Genomic DNA, 26230 nt, shown 5'->3' on the forward strand with positions numbered 1-26230 from the left:
TATCGTCATTGCGAGCGAAGCGAAGCAATCCAGTCTTCTTTACGCGGAGAAATCCTGGATTGCTTTCGTCGCTTCGCTCCTCGCAATGACGGTGCCGTTACTTCGCCGCCTTCCCCCGCCCGAACCACCACAGGCCCAAATTCCAGAACACGCAGGTCGCAAGCGCGAGACTCAGCGCGGCGGCTGGGCCGAGCGGCAGCGCGGTGGCCGCGAGCACCCCGAGCGCCGATGTGAAGCCGATCATGCCGTAGGCGCCGTTGGCCATGACAGCCGCGGTGGCCGGGCCGCCGATGCGCGGATGCAGAATGAGCATCATCGAGGTGAACACGGTCGGAAACACCGCCAGCACGCCGCTGACGGTCGGCCCCACCCATCCCGACAGCGTCGACACGGTGGCGACCAGGGTTGCGACCAGCGAGGCGCGCAGCGGCACGTCATACCAGCGCCGCGTGATCAGTGGCATCCTGGCATGACAATAGCGCTGCAGCAGTGGCAGGCAGATCGCGAATGTGGCGGCATTGATGGCAACGCCTGATACCAGCGACCAGTGCACATGGCGAATGAGGATGGCGCATACGAGCCAGACGGCGATCGCGGTGGCGGCGCTGACGATCATGCTCCGCCGCTGCGCCCAAACCGCGTAGGCGAGGCTCATGAAGATGGTGGCGGAATTCATCGGCAGGCTGATCAGCGCGCCCTGCGCGATGAACGCGGCATCATGGTCGACGGCGAGGAAAACGTAGGTCGGCCCCGCCGAGATCGGCAAGGTCGCAACCAGCGCGCCGATCACCGGGCCAGTGCGTTCGGCAACCATCGAGGCCGAGACCACGAAGGCCGCCGCGATCGCCATGCGCAGGCCGAGGATGAGAAAGAAGGTGAGGTCGAGGGACATTATTCATCTGTCGTCCCGGGCAAGCGAAGCGCAGACCCGGGACCCATAACCACCGGCGGTCATGAGATTGAAAGATCGAAAATGACCAGCCTGCGCAAACATCAGCGCTGGTGGTTATGGGTCCCGGCGTTCGCCGGGACGACAGTGGAGTTAAACCCGCTTCATGCTCACCGCGATCTTCGGGCCGTTCTTGATGGTCTGATAGACCACGCAATAGCGCTCGGTGAGCTTGAGCAGCAGATCAAGCTTGTCCTGCGGGGCGTCGGTGCCGACCTCGAAGCGCAGGCGAATCTCCTGGAAGCCGACCGGCGCCTCCTTGTCGACGCCGAGCGTGCCGCGGAAATCGAGATCGCCTTCGGCGATGACGTCGCCGCTTGTCAGCGGCACCTCGATCGCGGTCGCGACCGACTTCAGGGTGACGCCGGCGCAGGCGACCAGCGCCTCCAGCAGCATGTCGCCGGAGCACAGCTCCAGCCCCGAGCCGCCGGTCGCCGGATGCAGGCCGGCAATGGCCAGCGCGCGACCGGTCTCGACCTTGCAGGTGAGGCCGTCATTGTCGACCGAGCCCTTGGCCTTCAGCGTAATGACCGCGGCCGACGGGTCGGCCTTGTAGCGTTCCTTGATCGGCGCCTGCATGGCGCGCAGCTCGGCGGCATCCATTGTCGTTCTCTCCCGGATTATTCCGGCAGAGATGTAGCCACACCGGCTCCCGATGTCACCACCACATCGCAGTCATGGCGTCGCCTCTGCCCTGCGCCTCCCGCATCGTACGATCGAGCGAGCGGTCGAGCGCGGTCAGCACGTGGCGCTTGAACTGATCGAAGAGCGGCGCGGTGCGGTCGCGCGGCCGCGACAGGTTGATGGTGATCTCCTCGAACAGGCGGCCCGGATGCGGCCGCATCACCAGCACGCGATCGGCCATCACGACGGCTTCCTCGACATCATGCGTGACCATGATGAGCGTGGGCCGCGTGTCGGCCCAGAGGTCGAGCAGATGGTCCTGCAGGTCCTTGCGGGTGAAGGCATCGAGCGCGGAGAACGGCTCGTCCAGCAGCAGCACCTCGGGCTGCGTGACCAGAGCGCGGGCGATCGCCGCGCGCTGCGCCTGGCCGCCGGAGAGCTCGCGCGGCCAGGCCTTGGCCTTCTCGACAAGACCGACGCGGCTGAGCGCCTGCGCGACGCGGGCGCGGCGCCGATCCGCCGGCATTTCGGACAGGCCGAAGCCGACATTGTCCGCGACGGAAAGCCAGGGCAACAGCCGCGGCTCCTGGAAGATGATGCCGATCCGCTCGTGCGGCGCGGTGATACGCTCGCCATCCAGCTCGACCGAGCCGCTGCTCGCCGGATCGAGGCCGGCGATCGCGCGCAAGAGGGTCGACTTGCCGCAGCCGGAGCCGCCGATGATGGCGACGATCTCGCCATGGCCGATGTCAGCGGAGAACCGCTCCAGCGCATGGACGCCGTTCGGATAGATCTTACCCAGGGATTGCAGCGACAGCATCAGCGCCCTCCGCCATTGCGGGCGAAATTGTCCTGCCAGCGCAACAGTGGCGCGGTGCCGATCTCCAGCAGCCAGTCGGTCACCTTGCCGATGATGGCGAAGATCACGATGGCGGCGACGATCTGCGCCGGCTTGCCGAGCTGCTGGCCGTCAATCAGCAGATAGCCGAGCCCTTCCGACGCGCCCATGAATTCGGCCGCCACCACGAACATCCATCCAAGGCCAAGCGCGACCCGCAGCGACACGACATAGGCCGGCAGCACGGCGGGCAGCAGAATGCGACGGATCATTGCCGGCCCCGACAGGCGGAAGATGCGTCCGACCTCGACGATCTTGCGATCCACCGAGAGGATCGCGCCCGTCAGGCCGAGATAGACCGGGAAGAACACGCCGACCGCGATCAGCGCGACCTTCGAGGTCTCGAAGATGCCGAGCCAGAGGATGAACAGCGGCACCCAGGCGATCGAGGGGATCGCGCGCAGCGCCTGCACGGTCGGATCGATGAGCCGCCGCGCCATCGTCCAATAGCCGCCGATGCCGCCCAGCAACGTGCCGGCGGCAACGCCGAGGCCGAAGCCGATGCCGACCCGCGCCAGCGTCACGCTGATGTGGCGGGAGAGCTCGCCGCTGCGGGCGAGGTCGGCGATGGTCGTAATGATGCGGCTCGGCGGCGGCACCAGCCGGCCGCTCGACCAGCCGATGTCAACCACGAGTTCCCAGCCGCCGGCGAACAGCAGCGGCAGCACCAGGCCGAGCAGCGGCCGCGCGACACGGCGCAGCCGCGCCGCGGACGTGGCTTGCACGGTCGCTTCGATCGGTTGCATGGCGTGCAATTCAGCTGACATGGTCATAGTGAGAAGCGTCTCAAAGAGAATTGCAACAGGACGGCGGCGCCCGCCCTCGGTGTCGTCCCGGGGCTTAGTTGAAGCGAGCTGGAGCTCCAATCCTCGCAAAACGGACCTCCGGGGTTATGGGTCCTGGGTCTGCGCTTCGCTTGCCCGGGACGACACGTTTAGTGAGGGTCGGCAGCTAGCTAATTCGTCGGCAGCGGCACCTGGTCGTCGATCAGCGCATCCAGCGCGGCGTTGACGTCGACCTTGGCGTCGATGACCCCTGCCTGCTGCAGAGCGATGCCGGCGGCGAGGATCGACTCGCGCTGGGGCGCGCCGATCCGGTTGTGGGTCAGCTCGGTGCGCTCCTTGAGCTGCTTGTCGACCACCGCCTCCGGCAGCTTGGTCACCGCGATGAAGGTCTTTTTCAGATCGTCGTAGTTCGCCAGCGATTGCTTGCGCGCGTCCTCATAGATCGCGAGCACGCGACGGACGATGTCCGGGTGGTCCTTCAGGAACTGCTCGCGCACGTTGAGGATGCCCCAGGTATTGGCGTCGGCCTTGCGATAGAACAGTTTTGCGCCCTCCTCGATCTCGGCCTGCGCCATCATCGGGTCGAGCCCGGCCCAGGCATCGACGTCGCCGCGGATCAGCGCGGTCTTGCCGTCGGCATGCTGCAACAGAACGGGCGTGATGTCCTTCTCGGACAGGCCGGCGCCGAGCAGCGCGCGCACCAGGAAGATGTGCGGGTCGGTACCGCGGGTGACCGCGACGCGCTTGCCCTTCAGATCGGCAACGCCACTGATCTTGGAATCCTTGGTCGTCACCAGCGCGGTCCATTCGGGACGCGAATAGACATAGATCGACTTGATCGGGTTGCCGTTGATCCGCGCGACCAGCGCGGCCGAGCCTGCGGTCGAGCCGAAATCGATCGAGCCGGCATTGAGGAATTCGAGCGCCTTGTTGGAGCCGGCCGACTGCACCCAGACGATGCTGATGCCGTCCTTGGCGAACTCCTTCTCGAGCAGGCCCTTCTGCTTCAGCACTATCGACACCGGATTGTAGGTCGCCCAGTCGATGCGAATCTCTTTCAGCGGCTCGGCGGCGCGCGCGCCGAGCGGCCCCATCAGAAACACAGCTGCAACAGCAGCAAACGCCCGTCTTGACAATCCGCCCATGCTGACCCCTTCCCGGCTCTTGTGAAAGATCCATCTCATTCAATGAGTTAAACCAGGGGTCGACGAGAATTACCTTTTCTTCTTGGCCCGTTCGCAGCACATTCATTATGGCCCACCTACATCCGCGCAGCACGGATCGTTCGCCCCGGGGAACAAACGCCAGCTTCGCGCCACGAGAATGTTTCGTGACAGCACAGGCCGTGTTCGATATCCGGTTGTATCCATGGACACCCTCACGACAGACCCCAGGGCCGCAGCCGATAGCGGCTTCGACAGCGCCGGCATCGCGGCGACCGTGGATGCGCTCGCCGAGCAGCATTCCGGCCGCGAGGACATGTTCCGTGCGGCGGTTGCGCAGTTCCTCAAAGCCGAGCTCCTGAAAGCACGGGAGGCGGCACAGGCGCAGCTCCTGAAGGACCGGCACGGCCGGCACTGCGCCGAGCGGCTCTGCTTCGTGCAGGACGAGGTCATCCGCATCCTCTACGCCGCCGCGACCGAGCATCTCTATCGCTCGCAGGTGCCGAGCGGCGCCGAGCGCATGGCTGTGGTGGCCACTGGCGGTTACGGCCGCGGCCTGATGGCGCCGGAATCCGACATCGATCTCTTGTTCATCCTGCCCTACAAACAGACCGCCTGGGGCGAGCAGGTCGCCGAAGCCATTCTCTATTGCCTGTGGGACATGGGGCTGAAGGTTGGTCACGCCACCCGCTCGGTCGACGAATCGATCCGGCAGGCGCGCGGCGACATGACCATCCGCACCGCGATCCTGGAGACGCGCTATCTCGCCGGCGACCGACCGCTTTACGACGAGCTGGTCGCGCGTTTCGACAAGGAGGTCGTGCAGGGCACCGCGGCCGAGTTCGTCACCGCCAAGCTCGCCGAGCGCGAGGAGCGGCATCGGCGCGCCGGCCAGTCGCGCTATCTGGTCGAGCCCAATGTCAAGGACGGCAAGGGTGGGCTGCGCGACCTGCACACGCTGTTCTGGATCGCGAAATATGTCTACCGCGTGCGCGAGACCGACGAGCTGCTGGCGCGCGGCGTGTTCGACGCACATGAGTACCGCACCTTCCGCCGCTGCGCCGACTTCCTCTGGTCGGTGCGCTGCAACCTGCATTTCCTGAGCGGAAGGCCCGAGGAGCGGCTGTCATTCGACCTGCAGCGCGAGATCGCGGTCCGGCTCGGCTACACCAGCCATCCCGGCATGCAGGATGTCGAGCGCTTCATGAAGCACTACTTCCTGGTCGCTAAGCAGGTCGGCAATCTCACCGCGATCCTGTGTGCCAAGCTGGAGGACCAGCAGGCCAAGCCGGCGCCGGTGCTGAGCCGGGTGATCTCGCGGCTGAAGACCGGCAACACCTGGCGGCGGGTGCCGGAAAGCGACGATTTCATTGTCGACCACAACCGCATCAATCTCGCCGCGCCTGACGTCTTCAAGCACGATCCGGTCAATTTGATCCGGATCTTCCGCCTGGCGCAGAAGAACAATCTCGCCTTCCATCCGGATGCGATGCGGATGGTGACGCGCTCGCTCGGCCTGATTGATACGCGCCTGCGCGAAAATCCGGAAGCCAACCGGCTGTTCATGGAGATCCTGACCTCCAATGACGCCGAGGTGGTGCTGCGGCGGATGAACGAGACCGGCGTGCTCGGCCATTTCATCCGCGCCTTCGGCCGCATCGTCTCGATGATGCAGTTCAATATGTATCATCACTACACGGTCGACGAGCACCTGATCCGCTGCATCGGATTCCTGCAGGAGATCGAGCGCGGCGGCATCGAGGAATTTGCGCTCGCCTCCGACCTGATGCGCAAGATCCGCCCCGAGCACCGGCCCGTGATCTATATCACCACGCTGCTGCACGACATCGCCAAGGGACGGCTGGAGGATCACTCGATCGCGGGCGCCAAGGTGGCGCGGCGGCTGTGCCCGCGGCTCGGCTTCAGCAATGCCGATACCGAGCTGATCGCCTGGCTGATCGAGGAGCATCTGACCATGTCGACGGTCGCGCAGTCGCGCGACCTCTCCGACCGCCGCACCATCGAGAATTTCGCGGCTGTGGTGCAGTCCGTGGAGCAGATGAAGCTGCTGGCGATTCTGACCACGGCCGACATCCGTGGCGTCGGCCCCGGCGTTTGGAACGGCTGGAAAGCGCAGCTCTTGCGCACGCTCTATTACGAGACCGAGCCGGTGCTGACCGGCGGCTTCTCCGAGGTGAATCGTGCCAAGCGCGTGCTGGCCGCACAGGCCGAATTCCGCATCGCCTTCACCGAATGGCCGGAGGCCGAGCTCAACACCTATATCGGCCGGCACTATCCGGCCTATTGGCTCAAGGTCGAGCTGCCGCGCAAGATCCGCCACGCCCGCTTCGTGCGCGCGAGCGAGGAGGCCGGGCACAAGCTCGCGATCAATGTCGGCTTCGATCCGGCGCGCGGCGTCACCGAGCTGACAATCCTGGCGATGGACCATCCGTGGCTGCTGTCGATCATCGCGGGCGCCTGTGCGTCGGCCGGCGCCAACATCGTCGACGCGCAGATCTACACCACGACCGACGGCCGCGCGCTCGACACCATCGCGATCTCAAGGGAATATGAGCGCGACGAGGACGAAGGCCGTCGCGCAACGCGGATCGGCGAGACCATCGAGCAGGTGCTGGAAGGCAAGCTGCGGCTGCCCGACGCGGTGGCGCGCCGCGCCACCCGCGGCAAGCAGCACAAGGCGTTCTCGGTCGAGCCGGAGGTGACGATCAACAATCAATGGTCGGAGCTCTATACGGTGATCGAGGTCTCCGGCCTCGATCGCCCCGGCCTGCTCTATGAGCTCACCACCGCGATCTCCAAGCTCAACCTCAACATCGCCTCGGCCCATGTCGCGACCTTCGGCGAGCGCGCCCGCGACGTGTTCTACGTGACCGATCTGCTGGGTGCCCAGATCAACGCCCCGACCCGCCAGGCCGCGATCAAGAGTGCACTGCTGCATCTATTATCAAGCGACGAGGCAGCGGCGCAGCCGGCCGCGTAGTACGCTTGAAGTTGGCGCAACGCCCGCAACGAACTCGGTGCACCCTCTCCCCTTGTGGGAGAGGGTGGTTTCTCACGAAGTGAGAAACCGGGTGAGGGGTCTGTCTCCGCACCTGCGGAAGCCGATAGAAACCCCTCACCCGAGTTTGTATGTGGCAACACCGTCTTGCCCTCTCCCGCAAGGGGAGAGGGCGCAATCACGACCAGCGCTACATTTCCTGAACCGATCTGTTGCCACGATGCCGTGGCCCCTCTTTCGCAACAGAGGGTGCACTTCCGATGCCGCGAAAGATCGCCTTATCCATGCACGTCAAACCTCCACGCCCTCGTGGCGCAGCAGCCAGCGCTTGCGTGCGAGGCCGCCGCCATATTTGACGAGCTTGCCGTCCGCGCCGATCAGGCGATGGCAGGGCAGCACGACGCTGATCGGGTTGGCGCCGTTGGCGTGGCCGACCGCGCGCATTGCCTTTGGCACCTGCAGCTGCGCGGCCATTGCGCCGTAGCTCATGGTTCTACCGGCGGGAATACGAGGGAGAGCCGACCAGACCTTCCGCTGAAACGGCGTTCCGCCCACCCGCCATGAAATATCCGACAGCCGATCCAGATCGCCTTTGAAATAGCCTGTCAGCGCCGTCAACAGCGCGGCAGGCGCCGGCCTCTCCTGCAGGACCACCTCGCCATAGTGCCGGCGCAGCAGATCCTTCATGCGCGGCGCGTAATCCTCCCAGTCGAGCGCACGGAGCACGCCCGCCTCATCGGTGACGAGCAGCGCGGTGCCGATCGGCGTTATCGAGCGGTCGAGGCCAAAGGTCTGGGCCGGCCTGCCGGCCAGTGGGCGGCGTTCGGGCATTTTCCATGTCACAGCATTAGTGGCGCAACGCGGCAGTCTCCGTCGTGACTGCTGCCGCGTCCACCCGGAATCCGGCACCGTCCACCGTGCTGCCTGCCTTGCTTTGCAGGAAATTTCCTCCACAATCGTCGGCAGCGGTGGCACCCCGACAAAAAGCCATCGGCACAATGACCATCAGGAGGAACTAAAATCCCATGACACATGGATTGATCCGTCTTGCCGGCACCGCCGTGCTCACGATTGCGCTGTCGGCCTCCGCCGCCACTGCGCAGAAGAAGTATGATCCCGGCGCATCCGACACGGAGATCAAGATCGGCCAGACCGTGCCATTTTCCGGCCCCGCCTCGGCCTATGCCTCGATCGGCAAGACCCAGGCCGCCTACTTCAACATGATCAACGAGCAGGGCGGTGTGAACGGCCGCAAGATCAAGCTGGTCCAGTATGACGACGCCTATTCACCGCCGAAGGCCGTGGAGCAGGTGCGCAAGCTCGTCGAGGACGACGAGGTGCTGCTGACCTTCCAGATCATCGGCACCCCCTCGAACGCCGCCGTGCAGAAATATCTCAACGCCAAGAAGGTGCCGCAACTGTTCGCCGCCACCGGCGCGACCAAGTTCACCGATCCGAAGAACTTTCCGTGGACGATGGGATATAATCCCAACTACTTCACCGAGGGCCGCATCTACGGCCAGTATATTCTGAAGGAGCATCCGAACGCTAAGATCGGCGTGCTCTATCAGAACGACGATCTCGGCAAGGACTATCTGAACGGCATCAAGGCCGGGCTCGGCGGCAAGGCCTCGAGCATGATCGTGGCGGAGGCGTCCTACGAGGTCGCCGATCCCACGATCGATTCACAGATCCTGAAGCTGAAATCCGCCGGCGCCGACCTCTTGTTCTCCGCGTCCACCCCCAAGCAGGCGGCGCAGGCGATCAAGAAGGTCAACGAGCTCGACTGGCATCCGGTGCATATCGTCGACATCAACGCGACCTCTGTCGGCGCCGTGCTGAAGCCGGCCGGGTTAGAGGCCTCCAAAGGCGTCATCTCGGTCAATTACGGCAAAGACCCGCTCGATCCGACCTGGAAGGACGATCCCGGCATGAAGCGCTATTTCGACTTCATGGCGAAGTACTATCCGGAGGGCGACAAGAACTCGAACTTCAACACCTACGGCTATTCGACTGCGCAGCTCCTGGTCACGGTGCTGCAGATGTGCGGCGACAACCTGACGCGCGAGAACGTGATGAAGCAGGCGGCGTCGCTGAAGGACGTCACCGGCGACTTCTCGCTGCCCGGCATGAAGATCAACACCTCGCCGACCGACTACCGCGTCAACAAGCAGCTGCAGATGATGAAGTTCAATGGCGAGCGCTGGGAGCTGTTCGGCCCGATCCTGGAGGACGCGGGCCCGGCGGGTTAGGCAATGCTCCGTATGGCGTGACGAAAGGTCATTCTCGCCCGGCACGCAAATGAGCCCCCTCCCCCACAAGGGGGGAGGGAACGCAAGCGTCGGATCGCGATTATGTGCGCCAGGGCCATCGCCGTAGGTGATCTCGTCACCCGGCGAACCTTATTCTGCCGCTAAGACAAGGCTCGCGTTTCGACCCCCGCCTCTCGCTGGCTGACGACCCGGTCGATCAGACCCCATTCCAATGCCTGGTTCGCGGTCATGAAGTGATCGCGGTCGAGCGTGCGCTCGACATCCTCGAACGTACGTCCGCAGTGTTCGGCGTAGAGCCTGATGATACGGCGCTTGGTCTGTTGCATCTCCTCGGCATGAATGAGGATATCGGACGCCTGCCCTTGAAAGCCGCCGAGCGGCTGATGGACATGCAGGCTCGCATTGGGCAGCGCGGCGCGCTGGCCCGGCTCGCCCGCCATCAGCAGAAAGGACCCCATCGAGCGCGCCGTTCCCATGCACAGCGTGTGCACCGGCGCCTGGATGTATTGCATGGTGTCATACATCGCCAGCCCGCTGGTGACGACGCCGCCGGGCGAGTTGATGTAGAGATGGATCGGCTTCTTCGGATTCTCGGCCTCGAGAAACAGCAGCTGCGCGCAGACCAGGGCCGACACCGTGTCGTTGACTTCGCCGTTCAGGAACACGATCCGTTCGCGCAGCAGCCTGGAATAGATATCGAAGGACCGTTCTCCCCGGCTTGATTGTTCGACAACCATGGGGACGAGTTGCATCGCTTCGCGCATGCGCGAACTCCCGTTTTCAGGCATGTCTTTGCTGGATTAAAGTGTCAGGCGGCGCGCATGACGCAGCGCACGTTGCTGTTGGCTGCCCGCGGCATCCGCGACATCAGGCTGGCGCCGACCAGTCCGTGAATGATTCTCAGCCGGGTGCCGCCGTCGGCGTTGGGGCTGACCTGAAACGTCACGATGCTTTCGAGAAACGGCGGCTCGTCCTCGCGCAGGCGGTAGCGAACTTCTTCGCCCGGCTTTGAGGAGATCGGCGCGGCATCGGCCAAGTCTCCCTTCGGCAGCCAAGCCTCGCGCAGGGCGGGAATGCTGATCGCCCGCCAGACCTTTTCCGGCGGCGCATCGAGTTCGTACTCCTGCACCAGATCCTTGGTCTGCGCTTGAGCCTTGGTGTCGTTCATTGGTCCATGTCCTTCAGCAGAGCTTTCAAAGCATCGACGCGCGCCGGCCAGTAGGCGCGATACTTCGCCAGCCAGCGGGCGATGAGCGCCAAACCATCCGGATCGACCTCGTAGTTGACGAAACGGCCCTGCCGTTCTTCCCGCACCAGCCTTGCATTGCGGAGAACCGCGAGGTGCTGGGACATCGCCGGCTGGCTGATTGCCATCCCCTCACGCAAGGCGCTGGCGTTCATGCTGCCATTTGCCAGCTTCTCGAAGATCGCGCAGCGCGTCGGATCAGACAGCGCCTTGAAGATATCGTTCTCGATCATGCCGATACATAAGCATATACTTATGTGATGCGCAAGCATGTAGTCGCACGGAATCAGCCTGTCGTGATGAGCTCAACGGCGAGCGCTCAGAGCGGACCGGCCCGATCACCGGCGACAGGGGGGCTGCGGCCTGGAGACGCTCTGCATGGCGCCGCGAAAGGCCATTCTCGCCGCGCGCACAAGTGAGCTCCCTCCCCCCTTGTGGGGGAGGGTTGGGGAGGGGGGTAGCCACGAGCACCGCCGTCTGAGCTACCCCCCTCCCTAGCCCTCCCCCACAAGGGGGGAGGGAACGCACCGTTCGTATGGCGAGGCCATTCGATACATATTACTGACTACTGAGACGCTATTGCTGCGGCGCTACGGCGCCGGCACCTCGCCGAAATTCTCTCCGATCGGCAGAACGGCGTGCCGGATCAGGCGGGAGTCCTCCACCGCTGCCTGGCGATGCTTGACGGCCTCGCGATAGACGGGGTCGCGGATCATCTCGACGAAAGCGGCCACGCTTGGATATTCGGCGATGAAGCAGTGGTCCCAATACTCCTCCTGCGGTCCGATCAGCATCAACTCGAAGCGGCCCTGCCAGACGATGCGACCGCCCACCCGTCTGAACACCGGGCCGCTGTCGCGACCATAGGCCGCATAAGCCTCAGCGCCGCTCGCCGCCCGGCCATCGGGATAGGCAGCCTGTTTGCGCAGGCGCACCAGGTTGAGCATGTGGATCGGGCCTTCGCGGTCATTGGCGCGAAAGGCGGCGAAGACCTCCCTGGTCGGATCGATATGGCCCATGCGTCCTCCTCTTTACTTTGGGTTAACCATAACCGCCCGCCAGCGCGGTGAAAGCTCTCATCTCGCGTTAATCTTCCCTCAACTGAGCCTTAAACTCCGGCCGCTACGGTGGCTCGAATGGCGGGTCGCGGGCGTATCGGTGGATGGCGTGGGGACGGAAAAAAGGCGGCGGACGCAAGGAGCCGCGCTTCGGCCTCGCCGCGGCGATGGCGGATCTGCGCCTCGATCCCCAGGACCGGATCCCGTCTGCGGACGATGACACGCCCAAGAAAGCGATGCCCAAGCGCAAAGTAGTGATCGACGACGAGGATGAGGACGACGCGCCGCCACCGCCGCGCGAGCCGAAGCCGCGCACGTCGAAGTCCAGCAAGCGAGGGAGCAAAGCGCGCATCGGCATGTCGATCGGACGGATGGCTTACTGGGCGCTGGTCTGCGGCATCTGGGGCGTGATTGCGCTGGTCGGGGTCGTGGTCTGGGCCGGCGCGCATCTGCCGCCGATCCAGTCGCTGGAAATCCCCAAGCGGCCGCCGACGATCGAGATCGTCGGCCTCGACGGCGGCATGCTGGCGCAGCGCGGCGAGATGGCCGGCGCCAATGTCGCGCTGAAGGACCTGCCGCCCTATCTGCCGAAGGCCTTCGTCGCCATCGAGGACCGACGCTTCTATTCGCATTGGGGCATCGATCCGATCGGCATCGCGCGCGCATTGGTGACCAACATCCTGCATCGCGGCGTCTCGCAAGGCGGCTCGACCCTGACGCAGCAGCTCGCCAAGAACCTGTTCCTGACCCAGGAGCGGACCATGGCGCGCAAGCTGCAGGAGGCGGAGCTCGCGGTGTGGCTGGAGCGCAAATATTCCAAGCGCGAGATCCTCGAGCTCTATCTGAACCGGGTCTATTTCGGCTCCGGCGCCTATGGCGTCGAGGCCGCGGCGCAGCGCTATTTCGGCAAGTCGGCGCGGCATGTCACGCTCGGCGAAGCGGCGATGCTCGCCGGCCTCGTCAAGTCGCCGTCGCGGCTGGCGCCGAACCGCAATCCCGAAGGCGCCGAGAAGCGCATGCAGACCGTGCTGGCGGCGATGGCCGACGCCAAATTCATCACCGATGCGCAGGCGCAGGCGCAGATCGCCCATCCTGCCGTCACGATGAAGCCCGCCGGCGCCGGCACCATCAACTATGTGGCGGACTGGATCGGCGAGGTGCTCGACGACCTCGTCGGGCAGATCGACCAGTCGATCATTGTCGAGACCACGATCGATCCGAAGCTGCAGACCATTGCCGAATCGGCCGTGATCGACGAGCTCGCGGCCAAGAGCGTCAAGTTCAATGTCAGCCAGGGCGCGCTGGTAGCGATGACCCCTGATGGCGCCGTGCGCGCCATGGTCGGCGGTCGAAACTACGCCGAGAGCCAATATAATCGTGCTGTCACCGCGAAGCGCCAGCCCGGCTCGGCGTTCAAGCCGTTTGTCTATCTCACTGCGATCGAGCAGGGCCTGACCCCGGACACGGTGCGCCAGGACGCGCCGCTCGACCTCAAGGGCTGGAAGCCGGAGAACTACAGCCGCGAATATTTCGGCCCGGTGACGTTGACCCAGGCGCTGGCGCATTCACTGAACACGGTCGCCGTGCGGGTCGGCCTCGAGGTCGGGCCGAAGAACGTGGTGCGCACCGCGCACCGGCTCGGCATCGCCTCCAAGCTCGATCCGAATCCGTCGATCGCGCTCGGCACCTCGGAAGTATCGATGCTCGAGCTGGTCGGCGCCTATGTGCCGTTCGCCAATGGCGGCGTCGGCATCTCGCCGCATGTGGTGACACGGATCAAGACGCTCGACGGCAAGCTGCTCTATCTGCGCCAACCGGACCAGCTCGGGCAGGTGATTGAACCGCAGAACGTGGCGATGATGAACCAGATGATGCAGGAGACGCTGATCTCCGGCACCGCGCGAAAGGCCGAGATCCCAGGCTGGGTCGCGGCCGGCAAGACCGGCACCAGCCAGGATTTCCGCGACGCCTGGTTCGTTGGCTACACGGCCCATCTCATCACCGGCGTCTGGCTCGGCAATGACGACAACTCGCCGACCAAGAAGGCAACCGGCGGCGGCCTGCCGGTCGAGGTGTGGACGCGCTTCATGCGCGCGGCGCATCAAGGCGTGCCGGTGGCGGCGCTGCCCAATTCGCAAGGTGCGGGCCTGGTGCCGACGCTGGCGCAGATCAGCGCCCAGATCACCGCGCCATCAGCTCCTGCTCCGTCCGCCAACTACGCGAGCGGCGGCGGCTATTCGGGCGGCGGTCGCGCCGCGCCGGCACAGCGCGCCAACGTGCGGCCAGAGGCAGCGGCGGGCCTCGACGGCTGGCTGGTGGATCGGCTGTTCGGGCGGTAGGACCAAGGCTGCTGCGACAATCTCCGTTGTCATCCTTTGGGTATGGCACATTGAGCTTGTGGGCACAGCGCATACTCCGCAATCGGTAGGCGGCCGTCTTGCGCCGACCCGCATCGTTTCAACCGGGTTAATGATCCCTGCGCCTTCCGCACTTTCGACGCGTGGACCGCAATATTGAGCGCGGCACGAAGCCCCCCGCGACGCGGACGCTCGCGCGCATAAAAGTACGGCCCGGATCATCGATCCGGGCCGTGTTTTTTGGTCCAAGATGGACGGGATGAGATCAGTCGTCGATCCCATAGCGATGCAGGTCGTTGCCGCAGGTGTCGAGCCACTTCTTGGCGCGCTCGACCGAGGAGCAGATCCGGCCGCACACCTTCCAGAACCGCGGCGAGTGGTTCATCTCGACCAGATGCGCGACCTCATGCGCGGCGAGATAGTCCAGCACGAAGGGCGGCGCCAGGATCAGCCGCCAGGAGAAGGACAGCGAGCCGGCGGACGTGCACGAGCCCCAACGGCTCGACTGATCGCGGATCGACAGACGCTTGACCCTGACCCCGAGCTCGTCGGCATAGGCTTCCGCCGCGCGCTGCAGGTCGCGGCGCGCCTCGCGCTTGAGGAAGTCGTGCACGCGGCGTTCGATATGGGCGATATCGCCGGCGACGCACATGATCTTCTCGCCGCTGTCGCGCGTCTCGGTCCACACGGTGCCGCGCATGCCGGCGCGATGCACGATGCGATGTGGGATGCCGCGCAACGGCACCACGGTTCCGGGCAGAAACGGTGCAGCCTTCGGCAGACGACCGAGACGTGCGGCAATCCACGCGCCGTGGCGCTGCGCGAAGTCCTTGGCTTCGACGATGGTGCCGCGCGGCGGCATCGTCAGGATGGCTTCACGGTCCGAGGGATGAATTCGCAGTGTATAACGTCGCGCGCGGCGGTGACGGCGTAATCTGATCGAGTAGATTTGCGACCCGTGCTTGACGAGAAGACGCGAAGGTTCGGCGGGCCGCCGATAAAGTAGCGCGCGAGTGGCCATATCTTTTAGTCCGGGGGGTAAGAGTTCGCCCGGACTTTGCCACATCCACCGCCAGGGAAAGTACTTGGCGCAAAAACAAATCATTTGCCCAATATATTGGGGTCGCGCGCTTTGGCGCTCCTACAAATTGGGCCTCACCGTCAACTTCTTCAGTGAATCCGGAGTCAAAAGCAACGCTCAAGGGGTGACGCCACATTCACCCCTTCAAAAGGCGTTGGAACCGGGTTTCGCCGGTCAAATCAAGGCGTTACCGCGGGCTTGGATTCGACCGCGGCAACGCGCTGTTTCCTGCCTATTCAGCGGCGAGCGAGAGCAACGACTTCGGATCCTGTGCCGACATCATGAAATCGCAGATGCGTGGCACGATTTCCGACTTGAATCGAGAGCCGTTGAACACGCCATAGTGCCCGACACCAGGCTGCACGTAATGAACGCGTCGATGTGCAGGGATCGACGAGCAGAGTCTGTGCGTTGCCTCGGTCTGGCCGAGACCAGAGATGTCGTCCTTCTCACCTTCCACGGTCATCAACGCGACGCGCGTCACCTTCGACGGATCGACCGGCGTGCCGCGATGGGTCATCTCGCCCTTCGGCAGCGCGTGACGGATGAACACCGTCTCCACCGTCTGCAGATAATATTCGGCCGCGAGATCCATGACCGCAAGATATTCGTCATAGAAGACGCGGTGCTTGTCGACCTGGTCGCCGTCGCCCTGCACCAGGTGGGCGAACAGCGCCTTGTGGGCGTCGACATGGCGGTCGAGATTCATGCTGATGAAGCCGTTCAGCTGCAGGAAGCCCGGATAGACGTTGCGCATGACACCGGGATGCGGGAACGGCACTTTGGTGATGACGTGATTGCGGAACCAGTCGATGCCGCGCTGCTCCGCGAGCTTGTTGACCGCGGTCGGATTGCGGCGGGTGTCGATCGGGCCGCCCATCAGCGTCATCGAAATCGGCGTGAACGGGTCGCGCTCGGCTTCCATGACCGAGACCGCCGCCAGCACCGGCACCGCCGGCTGGCACACCGCCATCACGTGCATGTTGGTGCCGAGCTCGCGCAGCATCTCCATGACGTAATCGATATAGTCGTCGAGGTCGAAGCGGCCTTCCGCCAGCGGCACCATGCGCGCATCGGCCCAATCGGTGATGTAGACCTCATGCGTGGGCAGGAAGGCTTCGACGGTGCCGCGCAGCAGCGTCGCGTAATGGCCGGACATCGGCGCCACGATCAGCAGCCGCGGCGCAGGCGCTCGCAAAGGCCGGGTCAGCTTGCGATCGAAGTAGAGCAGACGGCAGAAAGGCTTTTCCCAGACGACGCGGACCTCGACCGGCACATGGATGCCGTTGACCTCGGTGGTGTCGAGGCCCCATTCCGGCTTGCCATAGCGGCGTGTGGTGCGCTCAAACACCTCACAGGCGGCCGCGATGGACTTGCCGACATTGGTATGCGCCCACGGATTGAGCGGGTTCTGAAACAGGATCTTGGTGGCGTCGCTCACCGCCCGCGCAGGGTTCAGCGAGGCGTGAGCCATCTCGTACATCCAGTACATCGGCGTCGTCAGCGCCGGACTGCCTTCTGACGCCAGTGGCGGTGCGCCGCCAAACTCACCTATCGGCATTCGCGTTTGATCCTCTCTGCGATGCAACATAGTGCCGAATGCGTAATATTGCGTCAATGCGCAGTAACCACGGTGGCCGCACCGAAAGCGCCAGAACTCCCCGGATTTTCACGGGAAAATGTGGATTACTCGCCGCTTGAGAGCAGTGAGCCGGCGCGACGTGCGCTGCGCAAAAGAGCAAGGAATGCTGCGAACGACGCCAGCAGCAGCACGGCATTGATCGCAAGGGCCGACAGCATCAGGTCGGTCCGGAACACGTGTTCGGTCAGCACCGCGCGCATCCCTTCGAATACATAGGTAGGCGGCAACGTCCACGCCACATGTTGCAGCCACTGCGGCAGCACGCTGACCGGATAGTAGACGCAAGTGAGCGGCATCAGCGCGAACATCAGCGTCCAGACAATGCCCTCGGCTCCCAATCCGTTCCGAAGCACGAGGCCCGAGACGAAGACGCCGACCGCCCAGGATGTGAAGATCAGGTTACAGAAGAAGGCGATCAGCGGCAGGCCGAGGCCATAGACATTGAAGTGGAAGAAGACGATCGCCATCAGCGTCATCGGGATCACGCCGATCGCCAGCCGGACCAGGCTCATGGTCATCAATGACAACAGAAACTCGAGCGGGGTCAGCGGGCTCATCATCAGGTTGCCGAGATTGCGCGCCCACATCTCCTCCAGGAACGAGATCGAGAAGCCGAGCTGGCCACGGAACAGGATGTCCCACAGGATCACGGCGCCGATCAGCGTGCCCCCGGCGCGGGCGAAGTAGCCGGCGTTGGCGGTGATGTAGGTCTGCAGGAAGCCCCAGGTGATGATCTGCAGCATCGGCCAGTAGACCAGCTCCAGCATGCGCGGCCAGGACGATTGCAGGATGTACCAGTAGCGCAGGATCATCGCCGCGATCCGGTGCGGGGCGATCTGCAGGGTCAGATTGTTCATTGCGCGGCCTCCCGGTTGCGGCCGCGGGCGACGTCGAGGAACACCTCCTCCAGCGTGGTGCGATTGTAGCGCGCCATGATCTGCGCCGGGGTATCGTCGTCCTCGATGCGGCCGCGCTTCATGATGATGACGCGGTCGCACAGCCGCTCGACCTCGAGCATGTTGTGCGACGCCAGCAGGACGGTCGCGTTGCGCCGCTTGCGATAATGCTCGAGATGGCTGCGCACCCAGTCCGCGGTGTCAGGATCGAGCGAGGCGGTTGGCTCGTCCAGGAGCAGCAGCTCCGGATCGTTGATCAAGGCCTTCGCGAGCGCCACCCGCGTCTTCTGCCCGGCGGAGAGCTTGCCGGAGGGACGGTCGAGGAGATCGGTCAGGTCGAGATCGGCGGCGAGCTCGGCGATGCGGGCCTTCAGATCATGAACGGCATAGAGCCGGCCGAAAATGGTGAGGTTCTGCCGCACCGTGAGCCGCATCGGCATGTCGACATAGGGGCTCTCGAAATTCATCCGCCCCAGCACCGCCGCGCTCTCGTCCGGCATGCGATGACCGAGCACCTCGATGCGCCCGGAGGTCGGCAGCACCAGCCCCATGATGACAGCAATCGTCGTGGTCTTGCCGGCGCCGTTGCCGCCAAGCAGGCCGGTGATGCTGCCGCGCTCGATGCGAAAGGAGATGTCGTCGACCGCGCGCGCGGTCTTGTATTGCTTGGTCAGATGCGCGACCGCGATCGCCGCCGGCGCCTGTGCGCCGGCCTCGGGCGAGGTCGTCGGGTCTGTATCGCCGTCCTTCATGGTCAGTTCATTGCGGCATTGCGCCGCCGAGCGCAACAGCCGAGCGCTGGTATCCTTGGTTTGTCGTCCCCGCGCGCGGACATTAAGTTCCCCCCATGACCGACACGCCGATCACAGATCTTCCCGAGACGGACTTCCGGCACCCGCGACGCCGCGTCCGGCTCGACACCATCCTGCGGCTGCGCTGGCTCGCCGCGCTCGGTCAGCTCGCCGCAATTTTCATCGTGGTGCAGGGCCTGGAATTCGATCTGCCGGTGGTGCCGTGTCTGGCCATCGTGAGCGCCTCGGCCCTGCTCAATTTGGCGCTGCAGATCACCTTCAACCCGATGCAGCTGCTGGAGCCACGTCATGCCGGCGGCCTGCTCGCGCTCAACATCATCGAACTCTCCGCCCTGCTCTACCTCACCGGCGGACTGGAGAACCCGTTCTCCTTCATGTTCCTGGTGCCGGTGCTGATCGCGGCCACCGCGCTGCCGGTGCGGCTCACCGTCGGCCTCGGCCTGCTCGCGGTGGCTTGCGCCTCGGTGCTGGTCTTCTTCCATCTGCCGCTGCCCTGGGACAGCGAAGAGCCGTTGATGCTGCCGCCGATCTATCTGGCTGGCATCTGGCTCTCGATCGCGCTCGCGATCGGCGTCACCAGCCTCTACGCGTTCCAGGTCACCGAGGAGGCGAGCAAGCTCGCCGACGCGCTCGCCGCGACCGAGCTGGTGCTGGCGCGCGAGCAGCATCTGACCCAGCTCGACGGGCTCGCCGCCGCGGCCGCGCATGAGCTCGGCACGCCGCTCGCAACCATCGTGCTGATCTCGCGCGAATTGGAGAAGGCGCTGCAGAGCAATGCCGCCGTTGGCGCCGACATCAAGACCCTGCGCGAGCAGGCGCAGCGCTGTCGCGAGATCCTTGGCAAGATCACCCAGCTCTCGTCGACCGGATCGATGTTCGACCGCATGAAGCTGTCGACCCTGATCGAGGAGACGGTGGCGCCGCACCGCGATTTCGGCGTCGATATCAAGGTCCGCATCGCGGTTGCGGCCAGCCCCGAGCCGGTCGGCACGCGCAATCCGGCGATTCTCTATGGCGTTGGCAACATCCTCGAGAACGCGGTCGACTTCGCCCGCAATGCGGTCGAGGTCAATGCGTGGTGGAATAATGAGACCGTCGAGATCATCGTCTCCGACGACGGTCCCGGCTTCGCGCCTGATATCCTGAAACGGATCGGCCAACCCTATCTCTCGCGTCGCCGCGGACCCGACGATGCCCAGCAGAGCGGCGGCCTCGGGCTCGGCGTGTTCATCGCCCGCACGTTGCTGGAGCGCACCGGCGCCAAGGTCTCGTTTACCAACCGCACCTTTCCGGATCACGGCGCCGTGGTCGGTATCGTCTGGCCGCGCCGCCGGTTCGAGGCCGCAGACGACGAGGTCAGAGCCTCCGTTCCGGTTGAGCCGGAACGGAGACCCTAGTTCGTTGTTCTGACGTGTATTCTTCTCGCGAACCGGTATCCGCTTCGCTTCAACACGCTTTGGTAAAATCGACGGCTATTCAAGGCTCGAGCGCGACGTAGGGCCGCACCGAACAGTATCTGCCGGCCTTGGCACGGCCCGCCCGTGGCGCCATATATCGGTGTGGACTGGGAAATGTCATCATTTCGAGCCTGTTGAGGATTGACCGTGAGCGCCATTGCCGAACTCGCCAACCAGCCCGATCGCTCGCTCCTGATCGTGGAAGATGACAAGCCGTTCCTGGAGCGGCTGTCGCGCGCAATGGAGACGCGGGGCTTCGAGGTCACATCATGCGAGAGCGTCGCCGACGGCATCTCGCAGATCGGCAAGGCCGCGCCGGCCTTTGCGGTGGTCGACCTGCGGCTCGGTGACGGCAACGGGCTCGACGTGGTCTCGGCCCTGAAGACCAAGCGCCCCGATGCGCGCGCCATCGTGCTGACCGGCTATGGCAACATCGCCACCGCCGTGACCGCGGTGAAGATGGGCGCCGTCGATTATCTCGCCAAGCCGGCGGATGCCGACGATGTCGTCGCCGCCCTGCTCTCGACCTCGACCGAGAAGTCGGAGCTGCCGCAGAATCCGATGTCCGCCGACCGCGTGCGCTGGGAGCACATCCAGCGCATCTACGAGATGTGCAATCGCAACGTTTCGGAAACCGCCCGGCGCCTCAACATGCACCGCCGCACCCTGCAGCGCATCCTCGCCAAGCGCGCGCCGAAGTAGTCGGCCAGTAGTTCGACCCAGCGATTGCGCACGTCCATATCAGTCGTCTGCAATGCCTTTGCGGCAGGCGCGGTGCGCCCCCTCGCCCCGTTCTTACGGGGAGAGGGTTGGGGTGAGGGGCAGACGCCCGATCGGTGCACATGAGTTAGACCTGTACCCCCTCACCCGGATTGCATCTTTCGATGCAACATAGCCGAAGCTTCGCTTCGGCGTTCTTAGGGCGGCCGCCGAACGGCGGCCTATGCCTCTCCCCGCAAGCGGGGCGAGGTTAAGGGGCCGCCGCGAACCGAGGCGCCGTCGAGCAATCAAAATTCCGCATGTCCCTGCGGATCGATCAGCCGGTTCATGCGCTGGGCTGCTGCGAGTGCGAAACGCACGGTCATCAGCTTGCGGGTCGGCGCCGGCAATTTGTGCTCGGGCGCCTCGCAATGCAGATGCGCGCCATAGGCGTCGGCAACGATCAGGCCCGTGCCCTTGGGGAAGATCTCACACGGCAGGTCCTGCGTGAAGGCGAAGAACAATCGGTCGCAATGGGCGCGGTAGTCCTCCCATTTGTGGTCGGCACGCAGATCCTCCAGCGAGGACTTGATCTCGACGATCCAGATCTCGCTGCGCTCATTCAACGCCACCAGATCGGCGCGGCGTCCCGACGGCAGCGGTAATTCGCTGATGGTGGCAAAGCCCAGAGAACGCAACAGCCGCGAGGTGCCGCGCGCGACCGCAAGCGCGGTTTCCGACTGTCGGCGATCCGGAATGATCTTGAGGGCTGAGGAGTCCATGGGACCCGCATCATAGCCGATTCCACGCGCCGCCCAAGCGTTCTCAGGCATTCAGGACGGAACCGGGAACCGAGCCGGCCCACGCTGCTTAACAAGCGGCCGCGTGACATCCGACAGGCGAGGGACAACCGTTCATGATCGACGATCTCTGGTACAAGAACGGCGTCATCTATTGTCTCTCGGTCGGCACCTATATGGACGCCAACGGCGATGGCATCGGCGACTTCAGGGGCCTGACGCGACGGCTGGACTATCTGCATGGCCTCGGCATCACCGCGATCTGGCTGATGCCGTTCCAGCCTTCGCCGGGCAAGGACGACGGCTACGACATCGCCGATTATTACGGCGTCGACCCGCGCTACGGCACGCTGGGCGATTTCGTCGAATTCGCCCATGGCTGCAAGCAGCGCGGCATCCGCATCATCATCGATCTCGTCGTCAATCACACCTCCGATCAGCACCCCTGGTTCAGGGAGGCGCGCCGCTCAAAGGACTCGCCCTATCGCGACTGGTATGTCTGGGCCGACAAGAAGCCGGCCAATGCCGATACCGGCATGGTGTTTCCCGGCGTCCAGAAATCGACCTGGACGCACGATGAGGAAGCGCGCGCCTGGTACTTCCACCGCTTCTATGACTGCCAGCCCGACCTCAACACGTCCAATCCCAAGGTGCTCGCGGAAATCCTCAAGATCATGGGCTTCTGGATCCAGCTCGGCGTTTCCGGCTTCCGCATGGACGCCGTGCCGTTCGTGATCGCGACCAAGGGCGCCAAGGTGAAAAAGCCGGTCGAGCAATACGACATGCTGCGGACGTTCCGGGAATTCCTGCAATGGCGCAAGGGCGACGCCATTATCCTGGCCGAAGCCAATGTGCTGCCCAAGTCCGACCTGGAATATTTCGGCCGCGACGGCGACCGCATGCACATGATGTTCAATTTTCATGTCAACCAGCACCTGTTCTATGCGCTGGCCTCCGGCGACAGCCGCCCGCTGGCGAAAGCGCTGCAGGCGACCAAGCCGCGGCCGGCCGCGGCGCAATGGGGACTTTTCCTGCGCAATCACGACGAGCTCGATCTCGGGCGGCTGACCAAGGCGCAGCGCGAGGCCGTCTTCAAAGCGTTCGGGCCGGACAAGGACATGCAGCTCTACGAGCGCGGCATCCGCCGCCGCCTGGCGCCGATGTTAGGGGGCGACCGCAGACGGATCGAGCTCGCCTACAGCCTGATGTTCACGCTGCCCGGCACGCCGGTGATTCGCTATGGCGACGAGATCGGCATGGGTGACGATCTCAGCCTGCCGGAGCGCAACTGCACGCGGACGCCGATGCAATGGTCGACCGAGCCGCAGGCTGGCTTCACCGATGGCGGCGAGCCGCCGCTGCCGGTGATCAGCAAGGGGCCTTATGGCTACGAGCATGTCAATGCCGCCCAGCAGCGCCGCGATCCGAACGCGATGCTGAACTGGACGGAGCGGATCATCCGCATGCGCAAGGAGGTGCCGGAAGTCGGCTGGGGCGATTTCGAGGTGATCGATATCAAGGATCCGGCCGTTCTGATCATGCGCTACGACTGGCGCAACAATTCGGTGCTGTTCGTGCACAATCTAGACGAGAAGCCCCGCGAGATCGCGTTCTCGACCGAGGTCGAAGGCGATATCGGCAAGCTGCTGGTCAACCTGCTCAGCGAGGATCACAGCCGCGCCGATGCGCGCGGCCGTCACAGGGTGGTGCTCGAGCCCTATGGCTACCGTTGGTATCGCGTCGGCGGCCTCGATTATCTGCTCCGCCGCGGCGATATCGATGCAAAGTCGCAGCGCCACAAGACGGCGCGCGCGCCTGCGCATGCGGATTAGTTGATCGGACATCTCGCATGGCTTTTGAGTAAGGCTATCGCTTCAAACTCGGTGTCGTCCCGGCCTCGAGCCGGGATCCATAGCCACCGGCGATCGTGTTGCGAAGACCGGCAATGATCATCGTGCCCAAAACAGGGGACGGTGGCTATGGGTCCCGGGTCGGCGCGCTGCGCGCTTGCCCGGGACGACGGCGTTTATGAGGCTTGCTTCGTCGAACCCGATCCGACCACCACGCCCTCATTGCCGCGCAGATCGAGCGTACCGTGGATGCGCTCGCCGGTACGGTCGAGCTCGGTCGACAGCAGGATCGCGCCGTCGAGGCCGCGGCCCTCGGTCGATAGCGCGACCGGCTCCTCGCCGAGATTGAGCGCAACCGTGAGCACCTCGCCATGACCTTCGCGGCGATAGAGCAGCAGATCGCCCTGGGCCGCCACCGCCCGATAGAGGCCGCTGACCAGCACGGCGTGCTGCTTTCGCAAGGCGATCAGCGCCCGATAGAGATTGAGGATCGAACGTCTGTCCGCGGTCAGGTTGACGACGTTCTCATGGGTGAAATTCTCTGCCACCGGCAGCCATGGCGCCGCATTGGAGAAGCCGGCATTGGCGTTCGCATTCCATTGCATCGGCGTGCGGCAGCCGTCGCGACCGACGCCGATGCCGGGCACGTTCTTCTCGAAGGGATCGCGCACCTGCTCCGGCGCGATCGGCACCTGCTGCATGCCGATTTCGTCGCCATAATACAGCGTCGGCGTACCGCGCAGCGTCAGCAGCAGCATCGCGGCAACCCGCGCCTGCGCCGCTCCGACCCGGCTCGCCACCCGCGGCCGGTCGTGATTGCCGAGCACCCAGTTCGGCCAGGCGCCTTCCGGCAAGGCCCTCTCGTAATCCTCGATTATGGTCTCGATGTCACGCGCGTGCCAGGGCGCCGACAGCAGCGCGAAATTGAACGGCAGATGCGCACCGGAGAGATCCTTGCCGTAATAAGCCATCAGCCGCTCGTAGGGCAGATAGATCTCACCGATCAGCACGCGGTCGCCGAACGCGTCCAGCACCTGCCGCATCTCCGCGACCACGTCATGCACCTCGGGCTGGTCGGCGGAGTAGCGCGTCAGCACGCGCTCGTTCGGCGGACGGCCCTCGATATAACCGGGATTGGGTGGGTTGTCGCGAAACTCGGCGTCCTTGACCAGATGCCAGAGCACGTCGACGCGAAAGCCGTCGACACCCTTGCGCAGCCAGAACCGCATCACGTCGTAGATCGCGGCCCGCACCGCCGGATTGCGCCAGTTCAGGTCGGGCTGCTGCGACAAGAAAGCGTGATAGTAGTACTGGCCGGTCGCCTCGTCATACTGCCAGGCGCTGCCACCGAATTCGGACAGCCAGTTGTTGGGCGGGCCGCCGTCCGGCTTGCCGTCGCGCCAGATGTACCAGTCGCGCCGCGGATTGTCGCGCGAGCGCCGCGCCTCTACAAACCACGGATGCTGGTCGGAGGTGTGGTTGGGCACGAGATCGAGGATGATCTTGAGCCCGCTGTCATGTGTGGCCTTCACCAGCGCGTCGAAGTCCTCCATCGTTCCGAACAGCGGATCGATGGCGGTGTAGTCGGAGATGTCATAGCCGAAATCGGCCATCGGCGAGACGAAGATCGGCGACAACCAGATCGCATCGACGCCGAGCGTCAGCAGATAGGGCAGCCGGTGCAGGATGCCGGTGAGGTCGCCGACCCCGTCGCCGTCGCTGTCCTGGAACGAGCGCGGATAGATCTGATAGAAGATGCCGTCGCGCCACCAGCGTCCGCTCGTATTCATCGGAACGACCATCCTGCTTGAAGAACGTTCCGCGTCCAACGCCGGAACCGGCCGCAAGTTCAGACGCATTTTTCTCCGACGCTCTTTGCCGGCGCCGGCACAATCCCGCTTTTTCGCTTGGCGCGGGCACGAAAATCGGCATGCTTGGCGGCATGACCCAGCAAGACGACACCAAGGCCAAGGCCGGCGCGATCATCGTGCCGGTGACCCTGTTCGAGCAGAACTGCACCATCCTGTGGTGCGAAACGACCAAGAAGGCGGTCGTGTTCGATCCCGGCGGCGACGTACCGCGCATTCGCGAGGCGATCGCCAAGACCGGCGTCACCGTCGAGAAGATCTGGCTGACGCATGGCCATATCGATCATGTCGGCGGCGCGGCAGAGCTGCGCGAGGCGCTCGGCGTGCCGATCGAGGGCCCGCATCTGGCGGACAAGTTCCTGCTCGACAATGTCGTCGAGAGCGGCGCGCGCTTCGGCATGACCGGCGTGCGCAACTTCACGCCGGATCGCTGGCTCGAGGAGGGCGACCGGGTCGAGATCGGCGAGATCGGGTTCGACATCCTGCATTGCCCGGGCCACTCGCCCGGCAGCGTCGCCTACTTCAATGCCGCGATGCGCTTCGCCCATGTCGGCGACGTGCTGTTCAACGGCTCGGTCGGCCGCACCGACCTGCCCGGCGGCAGCCATGCCACGCTGATCTCTTCGATCAAGGACAAGCTGCTGCCGCTCGGCGACGATGTCGGCTTCATCTGCGGCCATGGCGCAGGCTCGACCTTCGGCCAGGAGCGCAGGACGAATCCGTTCCTCACCGGCGAGATGTGATCGAGATCAA

23 protein-coding genes are annotated in these 26230 nt (G+C 64.5%); 7 read left to right on the forward strand and 16 right to left on the reverse strand.

What is annotated here, in order from left to right; all coding sequences use genetic code 11:
* Positions 1-97 precede the first annotated feature (97 nt).
* The 5 genes from P6U24_RS35905 to P6U24_RS35925 all read right to left on the reverse strand — a co-directional run bounded on the left by P6U24_RS35905 (position 98) and on the right by P6U24_RS35925 (position 4401).
* On the reverse strand, positions 98-892 hold the full coding sequence (locus tag P6U24_RS35905) for a hypothetical protein (protein ID WP_407157094.1): 795 nt from the start codon (positions 890-892) through the stop codon (positions 98-100).
* Between the two features lie 150 nt (positions 893-1042).
* On the reverse strand, positions 1043-1552 hold the full coding sequence (locus P6U24_RS35910; protein ID WP_407157095.1) for an OsmC family protein: 510 nt from the start codon (positions 1550-1552) through the stop codon (positions 1043-1045).
* Between the two features lie 55 nt (positions 1553-1607).
* Entirely contained in the window at positions 1608-2393 is a 786-nt protein-coding gene (locus P6U24_RS35915; RefSeq protein ID WP_407157096.1) for an ABC transporter ATP-binding protein, read from the reverse strand.
* Positions 2393-3244, reverse strand: coding sequence for an ABC transporter permease (locus tag P6U24_RS35920; RefSeq protein ID WP_407157097.1), 852 nt, complete (start codon positions 3242-3244; stop codon positions 2393-2395). Before P6U24_RS35920 ends, P6U24_RS35915 begins: the two co-directional genes overlap by 1 nt.
* A 182-nt stretch (positions 3245-3426) precedes the next feature.
* Positions 3427-4401 carry an aliphatic sulfonate ABC transporter substrate-binding protein gene (locus P6U24_RS35925; protein WP_407157098.1) on the reverse strand — a complete coding sequence of 325 codons (975 nt, stop codon included), beginning with the start codon at positions 4399-4401 and terminating at the stop codon, positions 3427-3429.
* A 223-nt stretch (positions 4402-4624) separates the two neighbouring features.
* On the opposite strand from P6U24_RS35925, the gene P6U24_RS35930 reads away from it, so the two are divergent.
* Positions 4625-7420: a [protein-PII] uridylyltransferase gene (locus tag P6U24_RS35930; protein ID WP_407157099.1), complete on the forward strand. Its 2796-nt coding sequence runs from the start codon at positions 4625-4627 to the stop codon at positions 7418-7420.
* A 309-nt stretch (positions 7421-7729) separates the two neighbouring features.
* Here the strand turns inward: P6U24_RS35930 and P6U24_RS35935 are convergent, their stop codons facing one another.
* Positions 7730-8269, reverse strand: a complete 540-nt coding sequence (locus P6U24_RS35935) for a methylated-DNA--[protein]-cysteine S-methyltransferase (protein ID WP_407157100.1) — start codon at positions 8267-8269, stop codon at positions 7730-7732.
* A 194-nt stretch (positions 8270-8463) separates the two neighbouring features.
* Between P6U24_RS35935 and P6U24_RS35940 the strand changes: the two genes are divergently transcribed.
* Positions 8464-9690, forward strand: coding sequence for an ABC transporter substrate-binding protein (locus tag P6U24_RS35940; RefSeq protein ID WP_407157101.1), 1227 nt, complete (start codon positions 8464-8466; stop codon positions 9688-9690).
* Between the two features lie 161 nt (positions 9691-9851).
* On the opposite strand, the gene P6U24_RS35945 is transcribed toward P6U24_RS35940, so the two are convergent.
* The 4 genes from P6U24_RS35945 to P6U24_RS35960 form a co-directional block, all read right to left on the reverse strand.
* Positions 9852-10475 (reverse strand): ATP-dependent Clp protease proteolytic subunit, encoded by a 624-nt coding sequence (locus tag P6U24_RS35945; protein ID WP_407157102.1) that lies wholly within the window; start codon positions 10473-10475, stop codon positions 9852-9854.
* Between the two features lie 44 nt (positions 10476-10519).
* Positions 10520-10879, reverse strand: coding sequence for an SRPBCC domain-containing protein (locus P6U24_RS35950; RefSeq protein WP_407157103.1), 360 nt, complete (start codon positions 10877-10879; stop codon positions 10520-10522).
* Positions 10876-11190, reverse strand: coding sequence for an ArsR/SmtB family transcription factor (locus P6U24_RS35955; protein ID WP_407157104.1), 315 nt, complete (start codon positions 11188-11190; stop codon positions 10876-10878). The genes P6U24_RS35950 and P6U24_RS35955 overlap by 4 nt, the downstream gene beginning before the upstream one ends.
* A 357-nt stretch (positions 11191-11547) precedes the next feature.
* Positions 11548-11976, reverse strand: a complete 429-nt coding sequence (locus P6U24_RS35960) for a DUF1330 domain-containing protein (protein ID WP_407157105.1) — start codon at positions 11974-11976, stop codon at positions 11548-11550.
* A gap of 143 nt (positions 11977-12119) precedes the next feature.
* Here P6U24_RS35960 and P6U24_RS35965 point away from each other — a divergent pair, with 143 nt between their 5' ends.
* On the forward strand, positions 12120-14354 hold the full coding sequence (locus P6U24_RS35965) for a transglycosylase domain-containing protein (RefSeq protein WP_407157106.1): 2235 nt from the start codon (positions 12120-12122) through the stop codon (positions 14352-14354).
* A gap of 283 nt (positions 14355-14637) precedes the next feature.
* On the opposite strand, the gene P6U24_RS35970 is transcribed toward P6U24_RS35965, so the two are convergent.
* From P6U24_RS35970 to P6U24_RS35985, 4 genes are all read right to left on the reverse strand, one after another.
* Positions 14638-15477 (reverse strand): M48 family metallopeptidase, encoded by an 840-nt coding sequence (locus tag P6U24_RS35970; protein ID WP_407157107.1) that lies wholly within the window; start codon positions 15475-15477, stop codon positions 14638-14640.
* A gap of 208 nt (positions 15478-15685) precedes the next feature.
* The gene (locus tag P6U24_RS35975; protein ID WP_407157108.1) at positions 15686-17014 is read right to left on the reverse strand and encodes a polyhydroxyalkanoate depolymerase; all 1329 of its coding nucleotides are present in this window, start codon (positions 17012-17014) and stop codon (positions 15686-15688) included.
* 125 nt (positions 17015-17139) lie between these two features.
* Positions 17140-17952, reverse strand: a complete 813-nt coding sequence (locus P6U24_RS35980; RefSeq protein WP_407157109.1) for an ABC transporter permease — start codon at positions 17950-17952, stop codon at positions 17140-17142.
* A complete protein-coding gene (locus P6U24_RS35985; RefSeq protein ID WP_407157110.1) occupies positions 17949-18743 on the reverse strand; it encodes an ABC transporter ATP-binding protein in 795 nt (264 codons plus the stop codon). Before P6U24_RS35985 ends, P6U24_RS35980 begins: the two co-directional genes overlap by 4 nt.
* 95 nt (positions 18744-18838) lie before the next feature.
* Between P6U24_RS35985 and P6U24_RS35990 the strand changes: the two genes are divergently transcribed.
* Both P6U24_RS35990 and P6U24_RS35995 read left to right on the forward strand, forming a co-directional pair.
* Entirely contained in the window at positions 18839-20200 is a 1362-nt protein-coding gene (locus P6U24_RS35990) for an ActS/PrrB/RegB family redox-sensitive histidine kinase (protein WP_407157111.1), read from the forward strand.
* A 207-nt stretch (positions 20201-20407) separates the two neighbouring features.
* Complete coding sequence (locus P6U24_RS35995) at positions 20408-20962, forward strand: ActR/PrrA/RegA family redox response regulator transcription factor (RefSeq protein ID WP_407157112.1); 555 nt, start codon at positions 20408-20410, stop codon at positions 20960-20962.
* Between the two features lie 305 nt (positions 20963-21267).
* On the opposite strand, the gene P6U24_RS36000 is transcribed toward P6U24_RS35995, so the two are convergent.
* Positions 21268-21741, reverse strand: a complete 474-nt coding sequence (locus P6U24_RS36000; protein ID WP_407157113.1) for an MmcB family DNA repair protein — start codon at positions 21739-21741, stop codon at positions 21268-21270.
* A 134-nt stretch (positions 21742-21875) separates the two neighbouring features.
* On the opposite strand from P6U24_RS36000, the gene P6U24_RS36005 reads away from it, so the two are divergent.
* A complete protein-coding gene (locus tag P6U24_RS36005) occupies positions 21876-23591 on the forward strand; it encodes an alpha-amylase family protein (RefSeq protein WP_407157114.1) in 1716 nt (571 codons plus the stop codon).
* 194 nt (positions 23592-23785) lie between these two features.
* Here P6U24_RS36005 and P6U24_RS36010 read toward each other — a convergent pair whose 3' ends face one another.
* Positions 23786-25399 carry an alpha-amylase family glycosyl hydrolase gene (locus P6U24_RS36010; RefSeq protein ID WP_407157115.1) on the reverse strand — a complete coding sequence of 538 codons (1614 nt, stop codon included), beginning with the start codon at positions 25397-25399 and terminating at the stop codon, positions 23786-23788.
* 152 nt (positions 25400-25551) lie between these two features.
* On the opposite strand from P6U24_RS36010, the gene P6U24_RS36015 reads away from it, so the two are divergent.
* Positions 25552-26220, forward strand: a complete 669-nt coding sequence (locus P6U24_RS36015; RefSeq protein ID WP_407157116.1) for an MBL fold metallo-hydrolase — start codon at positions 25552-25554, stop codon at positions 26218-26220.
* The last annotated feature ends 10 nt before the right edge of the window (positions 26221-26230 follow it).

The sequence above is a fragment of the Bradyrhizobium sp. STM 3557 genome (assembly GCF_045571465.1).
Classification (GTDB): Bacteria; Pseudomonadota; Alphaproteobacteria; order Rhizobiales; family Xanthobacteraceae; genus Bradyrhizobium.

Excerpts from the sequence above, each read along its gene's own strand:
- P6U24_RS35955 (WP_407157104.1), bottom strand. The coding sequence starts at position 11,190 with ATGATCGAGAACGATATCTTCAAGGCGCTGTCTGATCCGACGCGCTGC.
- P6U24_RS35935 (WP_407157100.1), bottom strand. The coding sequence starts at position 8,269 with ATGCCCGAACGCCGCCCACTGGCCGGCAGGCCGGCCCAGACCTTTGGC.
- P6U24_RS36010 (WP_407157115.1), bottom strand. The coding sequence starts at position 25,399 with ATGAATACGAGCGGACGCTGGTGGCGCGACGGCATCTTCTATCAGATC.
- P6U24_RS35930 (WP_407157099.1), top strand. The coding sequence starts at position 4,625 with ATGGACACCCTCACGACAGACCCCAGGGCCGCAGCCGATAGCGGCTTC.
- P6U24_RS35970 (WP_407157107.1), bottom strand. The coding sequence starts at position 15,477 with ATGATTTGTTTTTGCGCCAAGTACTTTCCCTGGCGGTGGATGTGGCAA.
- P6U24_RS35920 (WP_407157097.1), bottom strand. The coding sequence starts at position 3,244 with ATGACCATGTCAGCTGAATTGCACGCCATGCAACCGATCGAAGCGACC.
- P6U24_RS35915 (WP_407157096.1), bottom strand. The coding sequence starts at position 2,393 with ATGCTGTCGCTGCAATCCCTGGGTAAGATCTATCCGAACGGCGTCCAT.
- P6U24_RS35975 (WP_407157108.1), bottom strand. The coding sequence starts at position 17,014 with ATGCCGATAGGTGAGTTTGGCGGCGCACCGCCACTGGCGTCAGAAGGC.
- P6U24_RS35940 (WP_407157101.1), top strand. The coding sequence starts at position 8,464 with ATGACACATGGATTGATCCGTCTTGCCGGCACCGCCGTGCTCACGATT.
- P6U24_RS35910 (WP_407157095.1), bottom strand. The coding sequence starts at position 1,552 with ATGGATGCCGCCGAGCTGCGCGCCATGCAGGCGCCGATCAAGGAACGC.
- P6U24_RS35985 (WP_407157110.1), bottom strand. The coding sequence starts at position 18,743 with ATGAAGGACGGCGATACAGACCCGACGACCTCGCCCGAGGCCGGCGCA.
- P6U24_RS36000 (WP_407157113.1), bottom strand. The coding sequence starts at position 21,741 with ATGGACTCCTCAGCCCTCAAGATCATTCCGGATCGCCGACAGTCGGAA.
- P6U24_RS36015 (WP_407157116.1), top strand. The coding sequence starts at position 25,552 with ATGACCCAGCAAGACGACACCAAGGCCAAGGCCGGCGCGATCATCGTG.
- P6U24_RS36005 (WP_407157114.1), top strand. The coding sequence starts at position 21,876 with ATGATCGACGATCTCTGGTACAAGAACGGCGTCATCTATTGTCTCTCG.
- P6U24_RS35925 (WP_407157098.1), bottom strand. The coding sequence starts at position 4,401 with ATGGGCGGATTGTCAAGACGGGCGTTTGCTGCTGTTGCAGCTGTGTTT.
- P6U24_RS35905 (WP_407157094.1), bottom strand. The coding sequence starts at position 892 with ATGTCCCTCGACCTCACCTTCTTTCTCATCCTCGGCCTGCGCATGGCG.
- P6U24_RS35980 (WP_407157109.1), bottom strand. The coding sequence starts at position 17,952 with ATGAACAATCTGACCCTGCAGATCGCCCCGCACCGGATCGCGGCGATG.
- P6U24_RS35945 (WP_407157102.1), bottom strand. The coding sequence starts at position 10,475 with ATGCGCGAAGCGATGCAACTCGTCCCCATGGTTGTCGAACAATCAAGC.
- P6U24_RS35965 (WP_407157106.1), top strand. The coding sequence starts at position 12,120 with ATGGCGTGGGGACGGAAAAAAGGCGGCGGACGCAAGGAGCCGCGCTTC.
- P6U24_RS35990 (WP_407157111.1), top strand. The coding sequence starts at position 18,839 with ATGACCGACACGCCGATCACAGATCTTCCCGAGACGGACTTCCGGCAC.
- P6U24_RS35950 (WP_407157103.1), bottom strand. The coding sequence starts at position 10,879 with ATGAACGACACCAAGGCTCAAGCGCAGACCAAGGATCTGGTGCAGGAG.
- P6U24_RS35960 (WP_407157105.1), bottom strand. The coding sequence starts at position 11,976 with ATGGGCCATATCGATCCGACCAGGGAGGTCTTCGCCGCCTTTCGCGCC.